Source organism: Acinetobacter sp. 10FS3-1, assembly GCF_013343215.1.
Classification (GTDB): domain Bacteria; phylum Pseudomonadota; class Gammaproteobacteria; order Pseudomonadales; family Moraxellaceae; genus Acinetobacter; species Acinetobacter lwoffii_C.
Genome location: NZ_CP039143.1, coordinates 2,874,898 through 2,892,253 on the forward strand (window position 1 = coordinate 2,874,898; position 17,356 = coordinate 2,892,253).

At 44.8% G+C, this 17,356-nt stretch carries 17 protein-coding genes and 2 pseudogenes; 14 read left to right on the top strand and 5 right to left on the bottom strand.

All coding sequences use genetic code 11. From position 1 onward, the window contains the following. Nucleotides 1–4: 4 nt before the first annotated feature. A complete protein-coding gene (gene tviB / locus E5Y90_RS13580) occupies nt 5–1,282 on the bottom strand; it encodes a Vi polysaccharide biosynthesis UDP-N-acetylglucosamine C-6 dehydrogenase TviB (protein WP_174660479.1) in 1,278 nt (425 codons plus the stop codon). Nucleotides 1,283–1,599: 317 nt separating this feature from the next. Here tviB and E5Y90_RS13585 point away from each other — a divergent pair, with 317 nt between their 5' ends. From E5Y90_RS13585 to E5Y90_RS13635, 11 genes are all read left to right on the top strand, one after another. After that, complete coding sequence (locus E5Y90_RS13585) at nt 1,600–2,700, top strand: polysaccharide biosynthesis/export family protein (protein WP_174660480.1); 1,101 nt, start codon at nt 1,600–1,602, stop codon at nt 2,698–2,700. Further along, nucleotides 2,700–3,128, top strand: coding sequence for a low molecular weight protein-tyrosine-phosphatase (locus E5Y90_RS13590; protein WP_174660481.1), 429 nt, complete (start codon nt 2,700–2,702; stop codon nt 3,126–3,128). The genes E5Y90_RS13585 and E5Y90_RS13590 overlap by 1 nt, the downstream gene beginning before the upstream one ends. 17 nt (nt 3,129–3,145) lie before the next feature. Continuing rightward, complete coding sequence (locus E5Y90_RS13595; protein ID WP_174660482.1) at nt 3,146–5,332, top strand: polysaccharide biosynthesis tyrosine autokinase; 2,187 nt, start codon at nt 3,146–3,148, stop codon at nt 5,330–5,332. A gap of 146 nt (nt 5,333–5,478) precedes the next feature. Beyond that, nucleotides 5,479–6,921: a capsule assembly Wzi family protein gene (locus E5Y90_RS13600; RefSeq protein ID WP_174660483.1), complete on the top strand. Its 1,443-nt coding sequence runs from the start codon at nt 5,479–5,481 to the stop codon at nt 6,919–6,921. 230 nt (nt 6,922–7,151) lie between these two features. Next, entirely contained in the window at nt 7,152–7,856 is a 705-nt protein-coding gene (locus tag E5Y90_RS13605; protein ID WP_174660484.1) for an FKBP-type peptidyl-prolyl cis-trans isomerase, read from the top strand. Nucleotides 7,857–7,904: 48 nt separating this feature from the next. Beyond that, on the top strand, nt 7,905–8,594 hold the full coding sequence (locus E5Y90_RS13610) for an FKBP-type peptidyl-prolyl cis-trans isomerase (protein ID WP_174660485.1): 690 nt from the start codon (nt 7,905–7,907) through the stop codon (nt 8,592–8,594). A gap of 165 nt (nt 8,595–8,759) precedes the next feature. Next, nucleotides 8,760–9,494: a dienelactone hydrolase family protein gene (locus tag E5Y90_RS13615; RefSeq protein ID WP_174660486.1), complete on the top strand. Its 735-nt coding sequence runs from the start codon at nt 8,760–8,762 to the stop codon at nt 9,492–9,494. Between the two features lie 105 nt (nt 9,495–9,599). Beyond that, the gene (locus E5Y90_RS13620) at nt 9,600–9,959 is read left to right on the top strand and encodes an HIT family protein (protein ID WP_174660487.1); all 360 of its coding nucleotides are present in this window, start codon (nt 9,600–9,602) and stop codon (nt 9,957–9,959) included. 163 nt (nt 9,960–10,122) lie between these two features. Further along, nucleotides 10,123–11,151, top strand: a complete 1,029-nt coding sequence (gene mutY / locus E5Y90_RS13625; protein ID WP_174660488.1) for an A/G-specific adenine glycosylase — start codon at nt 10,123–10,125, stop codon at nt 11,149–11,151. 42 nt (nt 11,152–11,193) lie between these two features. Beyond that, nucleotides 11,194–11,745 (top strand): M23 family metallopeptidase, encoded by a 552-nt coding sequence (locus E5Y90_RS13630; RefSeq protein ID WP_174660489.1) that lies wholly within the window; start codon nt 11,194–11,196, stop codon nt 11,743–11,745. Between the two features lie 15 nt (nt 11,746–11,760). Beyond that, nucleotides 11,761–12,006, top strand: coding sequence for a hypothetical protein (locus E5Y90_RS13635; RefSeq protein ID WP_174660490.1), 246 nt, complete (start codon nt 11,761–11,763; stop codon nt 12,004–12,006). A gap of 123 nt (nt 12,007–12,129) precedes the next feature. Here E5Y90_RS13635 and E5Y90_RS13640 read toward each other — a convergent pair. Continuing rightward, nucleotides 12,130–12,420: pseudogene (locus E5Y90_RS13640) on the bottom strand (DUF488 domain-containing protein). A 50-nt stretch (nt 12,421–12,470) separates the two neighbouring features. Beyond that, complete coding sequence (locus tag E5Y90_RS13645; RefSeq protein WP_174660491.1) at nt 12,471–13,529, bottom strand: RNA-guided endonuclease InsQ/TnpB family protein; 1,059 nt, start codon at nt 13,527–13,529, stop codon at nt 12,471–12,473. Between the two features lie 68 nt (nt 13,530–13,597). Here E5Y90_RS13645 and E5Y90_RS17720 point away from each other — a divergent pair. The 3 genes and pseudogenes from E5Y90_RS17720 to ahr form a co-directional block, all read left to right on the top strand. Then, nucleotides 13,598–13,705, top strand: a pseudogene (locus E5Y90_RS17720) (transposase); the annotation flags it as partial. Between the two features lie 164 nt (nt 13,706–13,869). Further along, nucleotides 13,870–14,451: a DNA-3-methyladenine glycosylase I gene (locus E5Y90_RS13655; protein WP_174660609.1), complete on the top strand. Its 582-nt coding sequence runs from the start codon at nt 13,870–13,872 to the stop codon at nt 14,449–14,451. 4 nt (nt 14,452–14,455) lie between these two features. Further along, nucleotides 14,456–15,475 (top strand): NADPH-dependent aldehyde reductase Ahr, encoded by a 1,020-nt coding sequence (gene ahr / locus E5Y90_RS13660; RefSeq protein ID WP_174660492.1) that lies wholly within the window; start codon nt 14,456–14,458, stop codon nt 15,473–15,475. A gap of 341 nt (nt 15,476–15,816) precedes the next feature. Here the strand turns inward: ahr and E5Y90_RS13665 are convergent, their stop codons facing one another. Further along, nucleotides 15,817–16,461 carry a hypothetical protein gene (locus E5Y90_RS13665; RefSeq protein ID WP_174660493.1) on the bottom strand — a complete coding sequence of 215 codons (645 nt, stop codon included), beginning with the start codon at nt 16,459–16,461 and terminating at the stop codon, nt 15,817–15,819. A gap of 56 nt (nt 16,462–16,517) precedes the next feature. Further along, entirely contained in the window at nt 16,518–17,339 is an 822-nt protein-coding gene (gene dapB / locus E5Y90_RS13670; protein WP_174660494.1) for a 4-hydroxy-tetrahydrodipicolinate reductase, read from the bottom strand. Nucleotides 17,340–17,356 lie beyond the last annotated feature (17 nt).

Here is a 17,356-nt window from a genome sequence, read left to right on the forward strand (position 1 = left end):
TAAATTACAGACGAAGGTCAGATTCAGATTGATCCAGTACATATTTTAAGTCATATAAAATATGTGCCGACTTACCCAAGGCACGTAATGCATCTACACCCATAGCTTTAAACTGATCATGTGCAACCGCCAAAATCACCGCGTCATACTGACCCTGCTCCAGGTTTGCAACTGGAGTAATCCCGTATTCATGTTGGGCTTCGCGAGCATCCACCCATGGGTCATGCACATCGGCAGCAATATTGTATTCTGTCAGTTCATTGACAATATCAATAATTTTGGTATTACGAATATCCGGGCAGTTTTCTTTAAAGCTTAAACCTAAAACCAGAACCTTAGCGCCTTCGACCTGAATTTTTTTCTTGATCATGGCCTTGACCAGCTGGGTAACCACATAAGCCCCCATAGCATCATTCAGACGGCGGCCTGCCAGAATAATTTCAGGGTGATAACCGATAGACTGTGCCTTATGAGTCAAATAGTATGGATCGACACCAATACAGTGTCCACCGACCAGACCTGGACGGAATGGCAGGAAGTTCCATTTGGTACCAGCAGCCTGCAAAACTGCTTCGGTATCAATTCCCATTTTATTAAAGATCACCGCCAGTTCATTAATCAGAGCAATGTTGACATCACGCTGGGTGTTTTCAATCACTTTTGCCGCTTCAGCCACTTTAATACTGGTGGCTTTATGTGTACCTGCCTCAATCACCAGGTTATATACCTGATCGACAAACTCGGCGACTTCAGGGGTAGAACCTGAGGTAATTTTCAGAATATTGGTCACACGGTGCAGTTTATCGCCCGGGTTAATCCGCTCCGGACTATATCCAGCAAAGAAGTCCTGATTGAACTTCAGGCCTGACACTTTTTCCAGAACAGGAATACAGGTCTCTTCAGTCGCACCCGGATATACGGTGGACTCATAAACCACCACATCGCCTTTTTTAAGCACCTGACCAATGCTGGTCGAAGCCTTAACAAGAGGAGTTAAATCTGGCTGTTTAAAATCATCAATAGGTGTAGGCACAGTCACAATAAAAAAGTTACAGCTTTTTAAATCTTCTAAATTTGCTGAATAACTCAGCTGATTGGCCTGTTTGAGTTCTTCTGGAGAAACTTCTAAGGTATGGTCTTGGCCACTTTTAAGTTCATCAATTCGTTTTTGGTAGATATCAAAACCGATTACAGGTACTTTTTTCCCAAATTCAACCGCAAGTGGCAAGCCCACATAACCTAACCCAATCACCGCAATTTTTAAATCTGCAATAGATAGCATTTTAACGCCTTATTTATGTACTGTACTTATGAAGATTAAATCTTTCGGCAGGAATACTAGCAGAAAATCAAGGAATTTCTATGACGTTTTATATTCATCCTCTTGAAAAGCCAATTATGATGTAGGCTTTTTGTGAAAATTCACATAATTCAATTTCACTTAGCGCCATACTCACTTTTCTCATTATTATGCTCACCCGAAGGGTTTGATCAAACAGGAAAATTGATTACAAAATGCTATATACCTATTTGACAAGTTCGGTAAAATAGCCGCAATTTATTTAAAACTTTTTAAAAAATTTAATAATGGAATTTCGTGTGCAACACTTTCAACTGGCTATTTTATTGGCATGTGGCATTGCCACCACTGGCTGTGCGGTCACCTCTGGCCTACAAACTTCTGACCTGCCGAGTGAAGGTATCTATCAGACCGAGGCCGGCACTCGAGTGAATGTCATTCGACTGACCCAAGATAATTTATTTGCGCTTCAGCCTGCACAAGCCAGTCCAGCCCATTTGACTGCCTTATTTAGTACACCGCATAAAAACTACCGTTTAAGCTCTGGCGATATTCTTTCTATTTATTTATGGGCCTATCCTGAAATTACCCCTCCTACCAATACCATCAGCAGTGAAAAAGCAGTCGAGTCGAATGGTTATCAGATTGACTCACAGGGTTATATCCAGTTTCCGATTATTGGTCGCTACAAGGCCGCTGGCAAGTCACTTGCTCAGGTGAATTCAGAACTGCGCAGCCAGCTTGCACGCTATTTAAAAACCCCCGATGTCATTGTACGGGTCTTGTCTTATCAAGGTCAGCGTTTTTCAGTACAAGGCAATGTGATGCAGGGCGGTCAATTCTATCTCAGTGATCAGCCGGTCAGTGTCTATACTGCACTGGGTATGGCAGGTGGGGTAAACGCCCAGCAAGGCGATAACGCCTCAATCAGCCTGGTACGTCAGGGGCGTACCTATAACTTGAATACAGTGGAACTGGAAAAAGCAGGTCTGTCTCTGCACAATCTGCTGATTCAGCCCAATGACACCCTGTATGTGAACAGCCGTGAAAACCAGAAAGTCTATGTTATGGGTGAATCTGGTAAAAATCAGTCTCTCCCAATGCGGGATCAGGGCATGAGCCTGAGTGATGTGATTGGGGAAAGCCTGGGCTTAAATCCCCTTTCTGCAAGTCGCAGCAAAATTTATGTGGTGCGTAGTGCCTCAGACCATGCCATGACCGAAATCTATCATCTAGATTTGAGCAGTATTGGTGACTTTGGTCTGGCCAACCAGTTTAAAATGCGCAGCAATGATATTGTCTATGTCGATGCATCAGGTTTGGCACGCTGGCAACGTGTCGTGAACCAGATTATTCCATTCTCAAATGCGTTGTATAATCTTGATCGTCTGGGGCAATAATGCAGTTTCGTAATATTCTCGTCGTGTGTATTGGTAATATTTGCCGTAGTCCTATGGCGGAGTTTTTTTTAAAACAGGAATTTCCTGAGTTGACTATTCATTCAGCAGGAATCTCAGGCATGGTCGGCTATCCGGCTGATGCAAAGGCTCAACACTGCATGCAGGGTTTTGACATTGATATGCAGAGTCATGTTGCCCGAAAGCTGAATAGCGAGATGGTCAAACAGGCGGATCTGATTTTGGTCATGAGCAAAAACCAGCAACAGTATATTGAAAAAACCTGGCCTTTTGCCAAAGGCAAAACTTTCCGTTTGGGACATTGGCAGTCAAAAGATATCGCCGATCCTTATCAACATGATCAGGCATTTTTTGACAGCACCTGTCAGCAAATCCAGCAATGCGTTGCTGACTGGAAAAAACATATTTAATTTTTTGAATGACAATTATGAGCCAAAATACCAATACCGAAGACACTATTGATTTAAAAGAGTTATTTTTCTCTTTAATTGCTCAATGGAAACTGATCGCCCTCTGTGTACTGCTGAGCTTGATTGCAGCACTCTTCTATTTAAGAATTACCCCCAACACCTATGCGGTAGATGCGCTGGTACAGGTGGAAGATAGTAAAGGCGCTTCTGCTGCCCTACTGGGTGATTTATCTACTATGATTGAGCAGAAGTCCCCTGCTCAGGCAGAAATTGAAATTCTAAAATCCCGTCTGGTTTTAGGTTCAGTAATCAACGACCTCAATTTAGACGTGGTGATTGCAAGTGCAGAAGATAACACCTGGAATCGCTTATTAAAAAAACATGAATATGATGTGGAATATTCCAAAAAATCTGTTCTTTTCAAGGATAATCAGCAAAGCTTTGATGTACGCCAGTTTCAGGTCCCTGCCTACTTTAGGGACAAAAGCCTGCTGTTAACGTTCGGAAACAACCAGTATAGCCTGACTGATCCAAATACAGACGAGACTGTTTTTTCAGCTCCACTGAACCAGCTTAGCCAGTCCCAGTCAGCATATGGCCTATGGAAAGTTGCGATTTATAGTCAGGATCATCCAGCAGCGAGTTATTATATCCAAAAGCAGAGCTTGCCTGCTGCGGTACGAACGCTGTTGAATAATTATTCGGTGGCCGAAAAAGGTAAAATGACCGGTGTACTGGGACTGAGCTATCAGGGTCAAGACAAACAGCATATTACCCAAGTCCTGAATACTATTTTATCGGCTTATAGCCAGCAGAATATCGAACGCCGCTCTGCTGAATCAGCTCAAACCTTAAAATTTCTGGATGAGCAGCTTCCCGAGTTACGTCAAGAACTGGATGTTGCAGAACGTGAATTCAACCAGTTCCGTCAGCAATATAATACCGTCGATGTGACCAAAGAATCTGAATTATATTTAACTCAAAGCATTGCGTTAGAAACTCAAAAAGCGGAACTTGAACAGAAAGTCGCTGAAGCGTCTGCACGTTATACGGCAGAACATCCGGTCATGCAGCAAATGAATGCCCAGTTAGGCGCAATCAATAAAAAGATTGAACAACTCAGCAGCACCTTAAAGCAGCTCCCGGACTTGCAGCGTCGTTATTTACAGCTTTACCGTGAAGTAGAAGTCAAACAGCAGCTATATACCTCGCTGCTCAATTCCTATCAACAGCTGAATATCGCCAAAGCCGGTGAAATTGGGAATGTGCGGATTGTCGATACTGCAGTGGCGCCCATTGAACCCATTAAACCGAAAAAGCTTCAGATCCTGATTTTATCAATTTTCCTGGGCGGTTTTCTCGGAACCCTGCTTGCTTTGCTGCGCAATATGATGCGTTCAGGAATCAAAGATGCAGCCCAAATTGAAAACGAACTGGATCTGCCGGTTTATGCCACTGTTCCTCGCTCACTGATTCAAGAGAGTCGTATCAAACTTCTGAAGAAGAAAAAGCATATTCCAATTCTTGCGGTGAAGGATAGCGGTGATATTGCCATTGAAAGCCTACGTAGTATGCGTACTGCGATTCACTTTGCCCTCAGCAGTGCCCAGAATAATATTATTGCCCTGAGTGGCCCTGCGCCTGAAATCGGTAAGTCCTTTATTGCCGTGAACCTGGCCACGATTCTGGCACAAGGGGGGAAACGGGTATTAGTGATAGATGGTGATATGCGTCGTGGCTATTTACATAAGTACTTTAATGCCGAGGTACAGCCAGGTTTAGCTGAATTGTTGAATCATCAAAATAACTACGACGATGTCGTTCAAAGTGCAAGCGTGGAAAACCTGTTCTTTGTGACACGTGGTAAAAGTCCGGTCAATCCGTCTGAACTCTTAAGTACAGCACATTTTAAAGCTTTTCTGGATCAGGCCTCGGCCAGTTTTGATCATATCCTGATTGATACCCCACCTGTGCTTGCAGTGACTGACGGGATTATTATTGCGCAATATGCGGGTGTAAATTTATTGGTTGCCCGTCATGCCAAAACACAAATCAAAGAACTGGAGATCACGGTGAATCGCTTTGAACAGGCCAATGTCAAAGTCAATGGTGTCATTCTGAATGATGTACAAAAAGCCAATGGTGGTTATAGTTATGGTTATAACTATGCCTATGCTTATACCGCAAATAAAGACCAGGACTAATTCAGTCTAAACTTAGATTTCACATCCTGCTTGAAGCAAGGTGTGAAATCATCCTCTATTACATTTATTCCAAATGATCATTGTTGAAAAAATCAACTAAAAACCCTATCGTGGTTACAGTTTAAAACTCCTGAGAATATACAAGAATGTTTAAATCAAAAACACTGCTTGCCAGCTTGGCATTAAGCTCCTCACTGACCTTTGCCCAAGGCATCGTTTTAAATGACCAAGACCTGCGCACCGATTTAAACTGGTTAAATCAGCAAGGTGTGATTCAAATCAGCACGTCAACCTGGCCAATGAGTGGTGATGAAATTCAACGCGCCCTTTCTCAGGCAAAAATCAGCAATAATAATCAGCAAAAAGTCATTGATTCTGTCATGGCTCATTTGAATGCCAGTAACCAGTTACTCAAAGCATCCCTGTTTGCAGAGACAGATCAAAAACATCTTCCTCAAGCCTTTGGCGACCAGCAAAAAGCTCAATACCAAGCGGGTTTAGAATTAAATGCAGGCAATCAGAATTGGGATGCCAGACTTCGCGTGAATGCAGAAAAAGATCCGCAGATTGATCATGATCAAGATGTGAATGTTGAAGGGTCTTATATTGCAGGTAAATTATGGAATCAATGGCTGATTGCTGGACAGATTCCGACCTACTGGGGACCCGGTCATGATGGCAGCTTAATTCGGGGTGATGCCAGTCGTCCGGTATATGGTGTGACCATGCAGCGTGCCGAGCAGAATGCTTTTGCCAACCAATGGCTATCCTGGATTGGGCCTTGGCAATATCAAGCCTTTGCCGGACAACTGGATGACTACGATGCTGTACCTGATGCTAAATTAATTGGCTTACGTGTCACCGCACAACCTTTACCCTATTTAGAGCTGGGTGCATCGCGTGCTATTCAGTGGGGAGGTGAAGGACGACCTGAAAGCCTGAGCTCACTTTGGGATGCTTTTGTCGGTAATAAAGACAATGGCGGCACAGGTGAACCTGATCCATCCAATCAAATTGCCGGTTTTGATGCGCGCTTAAATCTACAACCGCTGGTGCACGTCCCAATGGGGATGTATGCACAATATATTGGTGAAGATGAAGCTGGTGGCTTACCAGCAAAAAAAATGTATTTGGCTGGGGTCGATTATTCTTCTAGCTATAAGAATATGCCCTTCCAGCTATATACCGAATGGGCGGATACCCGTACCAATGGCAAGGCCCGAGGTGTTTCCTATAATCACAGTGTATATACCGATGGGTTTTATCAGCATGGTTATCCCTTGGCACATGCGATGGGTGGGGATGGTCAAATGATTTCAGTAGGCGGTGATATTCGTTTCGATCGCCTCAATCGGGTTAATGCTCGGGTGCTGTTTGCCAAGTTGAATGAATCTAACCGAACTACCAATTTAGCTTTTCCAGTGCAGGATGAATTAAAAGCTGTTGATGTGAGCTGGACCCATTATTTACGCCCCGATATTCCTCTGAAATTAAATGGCTGGATCAGTGATTCAGACCTCCATGGCAATGATGGCGGTGCCTCAATTGGGATTGAATTTCCTTTAGAAAAAGGCTTATTTTCCTACTAGGTTCTTGGCAAAATATAATTTTGGTTGGGCAATCATTGTGTCTAGACATTCTCCAACCATGATTAAAATCCAAACAATTAAAAAACCGGCAATTGCTGGTTTTTTTATCTTTTATTTTAAACACAGCGGGTGCATTTGCTTGCTAAAAATCCACGCACTCTACAAGATTTCTTAAAATTTTCTGCTAAGATGGAATGAACTTCAATGATAACATTAGATTGGAATAATACATGAGTAAGGCCTTACCGATTGCTGTCGCTGTTCTTCTGGGCGGTGCCGCGCTAGTACCTGTTTACTATGCATCTCAACACCCTGCGACCCAAACCACAAAAGCATCTAAAGATGCCTCTGCGGTTGCCAAAATCAGCTATGCACTCGGTTATGAAGTGGCCCATCAAACGCCACCTGAACTTGATATTAATAGCTTTGTGACCGGTGTACGTGAAGGACATGCCCGTACTGCACCGGCTTATACAGAAGAAGAATTACAGGCGGCTTATGAGCAGTTCCAGAAAGAAATGCAGGAAAAACAGCTGAACAGTGCCAAAGAAGCCCAAGCTTCTAGCGATACTTTCCTGACTGAAAATGCAAAAAAACCGGGGGTCAAAACCACTGCTTCTGGCCTGCAATATCGGGTTACTCAGGAAGGTAGCGGTAAATCTCCGGCAGCCAGCTCGGTGGTAAAAGTTCACTATAGCGGCAAACTGGTCGATGGTACGGTATTTGACAGCTCAGTTGAACGTGGTGAACCTATTGAATTTCCTTTAAATCAGGTGATTCCAGGCTGGACCGAAGGCCTGCAACTGATGAAAGAAGGTGGTAAAGCGACCCTGTATATTCCTTCACAACTGGGCTATGGTGAACAAGGTGTTCCGGGCACCATTCCACCGAATAGCACCCTGATTTTTGATGTTGAACTGATCGAAGTAAAATAATACGGTTCAGGGAGGGCATTGGCTCTCCCTTATTTTTGAGATACTAGAATGAAAATACAATTTAGTCTTGCTGCGCTGCTGTTATGCTCGAGTAGCCTGTATGCCAAAGAAATTACAACAAAAAGTACCCAAGCCGAACAGGTCGGCTATAGCTTTGGCTACCTGATTGGACGTAGCAATATTGACGCCTTGCAAGGGATTGACCTAGATGCGTTTAGCCAGGGATTAAAAGCGGCGGCGGCTGGCCAGAATGCCAGTATCAGCGATGAAGAGATGGCACGAGTACTCAGCCAGTTCAAACGCCAGAGCGAAGCCAAAGAGCTGATTCAGCTAAAACAGCAGGCAGATGAAAATGCCAAGATAGGTCAGGCTTTTTTAAAAGAAAATGCGAAAAAACCCGGAGTGAAAACCACCAAATCCGGTCTGCAATATGTAGTGCTACAGGAAGGCAAAGGCAAGTCACCGACTGCCAACAGCAATGTTCGGGTGCATTATGAAGGCCGTTTACTGGATGGTACGGTGTTTGACAGTTCGATTGCCCGCACCCAGCCTGTGGTATTTCGGACGACACAAGTTATTACCGGCTGGACTGAAGGGCTGCAGCTCATGAAAGAAGGTGCCAAATACCGCTTCTTTATTCCTGCGGAACTGGCCTATGGACAAGTAGGTTCAGGGGATGTAATCGAACCAAATAGTACCCTGATTTTTGATATTGAACTGATTGAAGTCATTAAATAAAAAACGTCTGTACTTAAAAAATGAAAAGGCCGAATTTGCATGATTGGCTTTTCCCTTTGTTAAGCGTAGCCATGAATCAATCTGCTGTTTTCATGTCATCTTCACATTAGTTTTGCTATTTTTATGCTTTAATCAATGTACTTCACAAGAATAAAGGAGCTGAGTATGGCCACCATCAAGACTCGCGAAATTCACTATACTGCTCAGGATGGGCAGTCACTTATTGGTTATTTTGCTGCACCTGAGGCCGATATTCCTGTCGCTGGCGTTATTGTGGCACCCGAATGGTGGGGACGGAATGAATATACTGAACAGCGTGCCCGTGAACTTGCAGAACATGGCTATGCGGCCTTGGCCCTTGATATGTACGGCGAGAAAAAAGTGACCACCCAGTCTGATCAGGCCTATGAATGGATGATGCAGACCTTTGAAGATCCGGATACCATTGTTAACCGTGCTGCGGCTGGCTTACAAGTACTGGCTGAACAGGCTGAAGTCAATCCAGAAAAACTTGCTGCGATAGGTTTCTGCTATGGCGGTAAAGTGGTGCTGGATCTGGCACGTTCGAATGCGCCGCTCCAAGCAGTTGCAACCTTCCATGCCAACCTTTCACCTAAGGCACCGGCGCAGGAAGGCCAGGTTCAGGCCGAAATTTTAGTCATGCATGGTGAGCTGGACAGCATGGTCACGCTGGATGATGTGGCAAGCTTTAAACATGAAATGCAGCAAGCCAAAGTGGCGCATGAAGTGATCGTGTTTGAAAATGCCAAACATGGCTTTAGCAATCCATTGGCCGATGAACGTGCCCAAGCCAATGCTGTCGATCTGGGCTATAACGCAGAAGCAGAAAAGCAAAGCCTGGCTGCCATGTATGAGCTACTTGCGCGTCGTTTGGGCTAATACCTATTTTGCTGACGGTGTCCCTACCCGGCTTAAAACAGGATTAGGGAACCGGCCTTATGCTTGAAGAATATAAAATAAATCCGACCAGAGGAGATACTCATCATGACTGAAGCCCATTGCCCTTATTGTGATTATGATGAATATGATGTCATTGCCCAAAATGAATATAGTGTGGTCATTCCGGAGCCGCATTCATTGTCTAAAGGCCATTGTGTGATTATTCCACTGCGTCATGTCTCTTCATTTTTTGAAGTCACCGATAAAGAACGAAAAGCCATGATGTCTTTACTGGAACAGGCACGGAATGAGCTGAGAATTCGCTACCAGCCTACCGGTTTTCATATTGGCTTTAATGATGGTGAAGTCTTTCATGAAAAGGTGGATCATCTGCATATTCATATTATTCCACGTTATGAAGATAAGGCCTTAAAGCTGGATGAACGCTGGGGTATTGAAAAATAAAGCTTTAATCTCTGCTAAGTGAACGCTTCGCGAAGTGTTCACTTTGATTCTGCCTTTCATTGCTTTGCTTTGTTTCAAGCAGCACAGTTTCGCTGACTTTTCATTTTCAGCTCCCGCTCTTCAGTTATACTAGGCATCATTTCCTTTCCCCCTGTTTGCTTTCATGTTTGTATTTTCAAATGCCCTGTTAGAATGGTTTGATGTGCATGGCCGTCATGACTTGCCTTGGCAGACCGCAGATGATCCTTATAAGGTCTGGGTCTCTGAAATTATGCTTCAGCAGACTCAGGTGAAAACCGTACTGCAATATTTTGAGCGTTTTATTCAGCGCTTCCCGACTGTGCAGGACTTGGGTACAGCGTCTTGGGATGAAGTCGCGCCTTACTGGGCCGGGTTAGGCTATTATGCCCGCGCCCGTAATTTATATAAGGCAGCCGGCATGGTCACGGTACAGGGACATTTCCCCGCTACACTCGAAGAATGGATGGCATTGCCCGGAATCGGCCGCTCAACCGCCGGTGCCCTGATGTCTTTGGGCTTACGCCAATACGGCGTGATCATGGATGGCAATGTCAAACGGGTGCTGGCACGCTTTTTTGCCATTGAAGATGACCTGTCCAAATCCGTTCATGAACGTGCCCTTTGGCAACTGGCAGAACAGCTCTGTCCTGTGGAACGGAATCATGACTATACTCAGGCCATTATGGATCTCGGTGCAACCATCTGTACCCCTAAAAAGCCTTTATGTCTGTATTGCCCGATGCAGCAGCATTGCAAAGCGCATCAGCAGGGCCTGGAAAATGAATTACCCTTTAAAAAAGCCAAGAAACCCGTTCCTGTCAGATCGGCTCAGGTCCTGTTGATTCAGGCAGATGCAGAATGGCTCTGGCAACAGCGTCCTAATAGTGGGCTGTGGGGTGGGCTCTGGTGTCTGCCAATTATTGAAACTGAACATGAACTTGAGCAGCGCTGCCAACAACTTGGCTTAAAAAGTGTCATTCAAAAAGTCCGGATCAGTCATAGTTTTACCCATTTCACCTGGCAGCTTGAAGCAGTCATCTTTATGGTCGAACCAGACCAGCAGGAGCATCTGTCGCTTGAGCTGCAAGGTAGCTGGATGAGCCCCGAAGCGGCCATCCATGCGGGTATTCCGACCGCCATGAAAAAATTGATTTCTACCGTAAATCTATGACATAGTCTAAAGCAGGAAAAACCATACTGGCCTTATTTAAGGATGAAGATCTTGCGCCACTCCCTTGCCTTCTGCTGGCTATTGCTGAGCATGTTATTTTTGGCGGCCTGTAGTAGTGCCCCGAAACACCCTTCTGCTGCACAGCTAAATCCTGCGCTGATACAAAAGCTGAACGGCATGCCGCTGCCCGCCTCCTTGCCAATTCCGGTGGATCGAATCCGGGCATCAGAACTCCAAGATACTTGGGGGGCTTCTCGTAGTCGCGGTCGTCTGCATGAAGGGATTGATATTTTGGCTCCACGTGGAACCAAAATTCGCAGCACGACACCGGGGCTGATTGCAGATTTACGAAATAACAATTTGGGTGGTAAAGTAGTCTGGATTTTGGGTCCCAGCGGGACCTGGCATTATTATGCGCATCTTGATGGTCATAAACATGGCTTGAAAGTCGGTGATTATGTCAAAAAAGGCGATGTTATCGGTTATGTCGGTAATAGTGGCAATGCTCGCCATACCGCACCGCATCTGCACTATGGCCTTTATCTGAATGGCAAAGGGCGTGGTGTGGTTAATCCCTACCCCTATTTACGTTAATTTTAGGAAATTTACATGTCAGAAGCGTTGATCAACCGTCTGGTCGAATTTGCTGAGTCAGGCAATCAACAAAAAATTGTATTGAATGGTCAAAGCTATCAGGGCTGGGTCATGGAAATTACTGAAGAAGCGCTTCTGATCACTACGGGCTATGCAGACAAAGCCGGCAAAGACATGTGGATTCAGTTTGCTGATCTGGCACAGGCAGAACTGTCCTACTGGGATAATCAGCAAGATCAGTGGACTGCATTTAAACTGTAACAATCCTTCAAATCACGGATAGGACTCGAATTTAAAAACCCCAAGGACTAGAGCGCGCTGGAGGTGGGTACATGCAACCCGGAACTCTAGTTCGTATGTCCGATCAGACTCACATATTCTGCTTCATCGCTGTTCAAGAATCTTCTTTAATACCAGAGCATGATTTTTCTCTTTATCTTGAGCAGCAGTAATTAAAGTAATATCTTTTTCTTGAGCTAGACTTCTAATTTTATCCAGCTGCGCAGTTTGACTTTCTAGTTCTTGCTGATACTTCTGTTGAAACTCATCCTAATGCTGCTCCATATCTTCATGAAACCATGTTCTCAAAGCATTTGATGGGGTGATGTCTTTGGCCCAGATATCAATTTTAGCCTCCTCCTTTTTTACCCCTCGTGGCCACAATCGGTCAATCAAGACTCTTAAACCATCCTGAGCGGAAGCTTCGCTTTGACATCCTCCCCGACCTAAAGGACGGAGATTCCTCCTGCGAGACGCTCATGTCCAAGCGCAAGAATATTCAGTGCGGAATTTATATCCCGATCCCATGAGCTACCACACTCACGACACTGCCATTCTCTTATTCCTAAGCCTGTTCTACCTTTCGGACTACTGGAACGTGAGCCACAGCACGAACACGTTTGGGTGGTATACGCTTCATTGACTTCTTCATACCATACTCCTGCGTTCTCGCATTTATACTTGAGCATGGTTCTTAATGTTGTCCAACTTGCATCTAACACTGACTTAGCCAATCTAGTTTGTGCTAATGCTTTGGCATTCACATTGCCAACAAAGATTGCTGCATGTTGATTCACCAATTTATGGCTGAATTGATGCAGCATGTTTTGACGTATATTTTTTATCTTGGCGTGAATAGCTTTGACACGTGTCTTATTTTTTGCACGTTGTGCAATGCCAAGTTTTTGTTCATATTGTCGATAGATTTTAGGCGCTTTCAACTTTACGCCATCGGAACAAGTCGCTAAATCATTTAAACCTAAATCTATGCCAATTGAGGTTTTAGCAGTACTTTTTTGAGTTTTAATTGAATCAATCACAAGGCAAACATACCAACGCCCACGACTATCCTCGACAAACGAGCCTGTTTTAACATTGTATTTGCTTAGCCCGTAACTATCCCATAGTTTGAATTGATGCTTACCATATTGAACATAGCCATCAGCACATTTGATTGCTACTTTCTTGAATGGTATCCATCCTAAAGAGCGTCTAGCTGATTTTTTATTGCTGACACGCCATTTTAATTTTGCTTTCTTGAATTGCTTGCGTCTTGTCACTAATTCTTCTGCAACTGCCTGTATGGTTTGGCTGTGCAAGTTACATTCTTTGGATGCACCTTTTGTATATTTTGAAATATCGTATGCTGAAAAGAATTTTTGTTTTCTTTGCAAGTGTTTAAAACACAAATCATTGACATAATTCCAGACAAAGTTCACCTCTAATGCTAGTTGGTCTAGCATCTTGCAATGTTTGTCTTTTATGCGTAATTTAAGTGTCTTCATACTTAAAAATATATTTGGTCTATGAGTAATATCAAGAGATTAGAACAGGTCGCCACTGCGTTTTCAATATGCACGTACATTTAGTCTTTGTGGCTAAATATCGTAGAGATGTTTTTACTAAAGCGATGCTCAGAACGATGCGTGAAGTATTTGAACGTGTCTGCTTAGACTATAAAAAGTCGTATTTTATTGCTTAAGTTCCCAAAATGATTTAATCCTGAAAAGAAGTTTTATGCAGTTTAGTTAAAGTGTAGCCTATTGAATCATGACCAAAGCAAGCCGGATTAAAGGCAATTTGGCAGGTATTTGGCAACGTTATTATAAAAATCAGGAGCGTCGCATGACCCTTCAACGCTGTAGCTGGTGTTCCAATGATCCGCTTTACATGGCCTACCATGATCAGGAATGGGGACAAGCGCTGTATGATGAAAAGCGTCTGTTTGAGATGTTGTGCCTAGAAGGCCAGCAGGCCGGTCTGGCCTGGATTACGGTGCTCAAAAAACGTGAAGCTTATCGTCAACATTTCTTTCAATATTCCATTCAGACTATCGCGTTGTTTACCGAGGAACAACTCCAGAGCAAACTTGCAGATGCGAGCTTGATACGGCATATCGGCAAACTCACCGCGATTCGTGACAATGCCCGCGCCTGGCAACGCCTCTGCCAACAGGGCATCCATATGGTGGACTGGCTGTGGTCTTTTGCCGAGCCAGCGCAAACCAGCCATGATGTTCCAGATTATCGGCAAGCACCTGCACAGACCAACCAAAGCCGGCAGATGTCCAAGGCCTTAAAACAGGCAGGTTTTAAATTTGTCGGCCCGACCACTTGTTATGCCTTTATGCAGGCTGTCGGCATGGTCAATGATCATGAAAATCACTGTGACTTTAAAATCCTATCTTCCCCTTCCAATAAGAGCTAAAAATATGTCGAATACCATTCAAGCCTATGCTGCCATGTCTGCAGGTGCCGCACTGGAACCTTATCAGTTTGATGCCGGTGAACTGCAACCCCATCAGGTCGAAGTCCAGGTAGAATATTGTGGTCTCTGCCACTCTGATATTTCAGTGATCAATAATGACTGGGGTTCTTCCGTCTATCCGGTGGTGGCCGGACATGAAATCATCGGCACCATTCGTCAGCTGGGTGCTGAAGCCAAAGGGTTAAAAATAGGCCAGCGCGTTGGCATTGGCTGGACTGCAGAAAGCTGCCAGTATTGTGATCCGTGTCTTTCAGGTCAGCAGGTCTTGTGTACGGGTGGACAGGTGGCGACCATCGTCGGTCATGCTGGAGGTTTTGCCGATAAAGTACGTGCCGGCTGGCAATGGGTGATTCCGCTTCCGCAGGATCTGGACCCAGAAAGTGCCGGCCCGCTGCTCTGCGGCGGTATTACGGTCTTTGACCCGATACTCAAACATCAGATTCAGGCCATTCATCATGTGGGGGTGATTGGTATCGGCGGTTTGGGGCATATGGCAATCAAGCTGCTCAAAGCCTGGGGCTGTGAGATTACGGCCTTTACTTCCAGTTTGGATAAAATAGAGGAGCTGCATGCCATGGGCGCCGATCATGTAGTCAATAACCGTGATCCTGTCGCCATTAAAGCGCTGCGAGGTAAATTTGATTTGCTGCTCAGTACGGTCAATGTGACCTTAGACTGGAAGGCTTACTTGGCGACACTGGCACCCAATGGCACTCTGCATATGCTGGGTCTGCCTTTGGAGCCGATGCAGATTTCCGCCAGCTCTCTAATTGGAGGGGCTAAATCCGTCACCGGTTCACCAACAGGCTCTCCGGCGGCCTTGCGTCAGTTGCTCCAGTTCGCTGCGCGTAAAAATATTGCCCCTCAGATTGAACTTTTCCCGATGTCGGAGATTAATGCTGCAATTGAACGCCTGCATTCTGGCCAGGCACGTTACCGGATTGTACTCAAGGCCGATTTCTAATTATTTAACGCAATAGGCCACGATAGAATCATCTGACATACAGACTGGAATCATATCACTCGCCAAAGCGGATTGTGACAGCAGTGGTATATTCCAGCAGGCCTCGCACTTGAGTGGAGAGCAATTTAGTTCAATTTCGCTCTTTGATTAAAATGATCCATCACCTCTTCACTACATAAGGATCATCATATTCAAGAGCAATACAGCATTCTGTTGGGTATGCCTCTGGGACTGGCTGGGTGTTCCATATACCAGCTCTCTAAGCTATCAGTTTATTTCAGAATGAGATTCAACTCTTCCATCTAAAGCCTGCTTCAAGCAGACTTTTTTTTATGGCCTGTTTAACGCAAAGCTTCGGGTAAAACAGAGCTGGATACAGGTTTGGCAAGCTCGGTTTTCATCTTTTGTAGCATCTGATAAGGCTGCTGCTGGACAAACATATTCACGAAAGTCAGAGGAATGGAACCTTCCGGATTGGCATAGCCATAAGTCGAAACCTTGACTTTATGATTGCCTAGCTTCTGGAAAGTCCAGTCACCCTGATAATCGGTTAAACGAACATAGTTTGGATTTAGGGCATAGCCAGTTGAAATCGCCTTATTCCTGATGGTGATCTGACCATTGGCATTCTTGATCATTTTGCCCTGTACCACCAGGTCGCGGTCTTTGAGAGGAAAGGGAAAATCCAGCACCATATACAAGGTAAAATCACCTTTGATGTTGTCGCGTGACAAGAGCTTGATACTGCCCATATAGGGAACCCATTTCACTGCCTGCTCGACATCCAGAATCAGGGAAACTGCTTTCTCAATCGGTACATCATAGGAGGTTTCAGCTTTATACAAAAAGACCGGGTGACGTTCATCTTGATAGGTCCAGACCTTGATATTATTTTTATGAATGGAGAGTTTGGCATTGTCTATAGATTTTGCCTGTGCCATGGCAATGAATGCCATAGCACAGCACGTCAAGATCATTTTTTGCATTGTAGGATTCATCTTATTTTAGTTTTAATCTTTTTATAAATGATTTTGACGGATTTTTAAACCTTTATATCGTTAAAACCCAGCACATCTTTCATATCATATTTGCGTGCTTCACGACCCACGACCCATGCTGCTGCACGTACCGCCCCTGAAGCAAAGTTCATACGGTTGGTGGCTTTGTGGGTAATTTCTACACGTTCCCCTTCGCCAATAAACATGGCGGTATGTTCACCGACAATATCACCGCCACGAATAGTCTGGAAACCGATACTTTGACGTTCACGCGGACCCGTATGTCCTTCACGATGATAAACCGCATCTTTTTTCAGATCACGGCCTAAAGCCTCTGCAATCGCTTCACCCATCATCAAGGCCGTACCTGACGGTGCATCGACTTTATGACGGTGATGCGCTTCAATAACTTCGATATCTACGCTATCCCCAAAAACTTTGGAAGCCAGTTCAAGGAGTTTAATAGAAACGTTTACACCGACTGAATAGTTGGCTGCATATACCACCGGTGTTTCTTGTGCCGATGCATCTAAGTAGGCTTTTTGCTCGTCATTCATCCCGGTCGTGCCAATCACGATGGCTACACCATGTTCACGGCAAATTTTTAAATGCTGGACTGTGGCCGCAGGCGCAGTAAAGTCAATCACGACGTCACAGTCCTGAACGACCTCTTCAAGATTGCCTACGACTTTGACGCCCAGGCGGCCCACACCCGCCAGTTCACCGGCATCCGCACCGATCAGCGAGCTTTCAGGGCGTTCTACGGCAGCGGCCAGTTGATAGCCGGCTTCATTAACCGCCTGAATAAGAATGCGTCCCATACGGCCGCCTGCACCTAAAATCCCAATGCGTGGTGTCGCTGACATAACCTAGTCCTGATGTT

Bases quoted from the DNA above. Each gene is read 5' to 3' on its own strand.
- ahr (WP_174660492.1), top strand. From the start codon at position 14,456: ATGTCGAATACCATTCAAGCCTATGCTGCCATGTCTGCAGGTGCCGCA.
- E5Y90_RS13665 (WP_174660493.1), bottom strand. From the start codon at position 16,461: ATGCAAAAAATGATCTTGACGTGCTGTGCTATGGCATTCATTGCCATG.
- E5Y90_RS13645 (WP_174660491.1), bottom strand. From the start codon at position 13,529: ATGAAGACACTTAAATTACGCATAAAAGACAAACATTGCAAGATGCTA.
- dapB (WP_174660494.1), bottom strand. From the start codon at position 17,339: ATGTCAGCGACACCACGCATTGGGATTTTAGGTGCAGGCGGCCGTATG.
- E5Y90_RS13610 (WP_174660485.1), top strand. From the start codon at position 7,905: ATGAAAATACAATTTAGTCTTGCTGCGCTGCTGTTATGCTCGAGTAGC.
- E5Y90_RS13615 (WP_174660486.1), top strand. From the start codon at position 8,760: ATGGCCACCATCAAGACTCGCGAAATTCACTATACTGCTCAGGATGGG.
- mutY (WP_174660488.1), top strand. From the start codon at position 10,123: ATGTTTGTATTTTCAAATGCCCTGTTAGAATGGTTTGATGTGCATGGC.
- E5Y90_RS13590 (WP_174660481.1), top strand. From the start codon at position 2,700: ATGCAGTTTCGTAATATTCTCGTCGTGTGTATTGGTAATATTTGCCGT.
- tviB (WP_174660479.1), bottom strand. From the start codon at position 1,282: ATGCTATCTATTGCAGATTTAAAAATTGCGGTGATTGGGTTAGGTTAT.
- E5Y90_RS13630 (WP_174660489.1), top strand. From the start codon at position 11,194: ATGAAGATCTTGCGCCACTCCCTTGCCTTCTGCTGGCTATTGCTGAGC.
- E5Y90_RS13635 (WP_174660490.1), top strand. From the start codon at position 11,761: ATGTCAGAAGCGTTGATCAACCGTCTGGTCGAATTTGCTGAGTCAGGC.
- E5Y90_RS13620 (WP_174660487.1), top strand. From the start codon at position 9,600: ATGACTGAAGCCCATTGCCCTTATTGTGATTATGATGAATATGATGTC.
- E5Y90_RS13595 (WP_174660482.1), top strand. From the start codon at position 3,146: ATGAGCCAAAATACCAATACCGAAGACACTATTGATTTAAAAGAGTTA.
- E5Y90_RS13655 (WP_174660609.1), top strand. From the start codon at position 13,870: ATGACCCTTCAACGCTGTAGCTGGTGTTCCAATGATCCGCTTTACATG.
- E5Y90_RS13605 (WP_174660484.1), top strand. From the start codon at position 7,152: ATGAGTAAGGCCTTACCGATTGCTGTCGCTGTTCTTCTGGGCGGTGCC.
- E5Y90_RS13600 (WP_174660483.1), top strand. From the start codon at position 5,479: ATGTTTAAATCAAAAACACTGCTTGCCAGCTTGGCATTAAGCTCCTCA.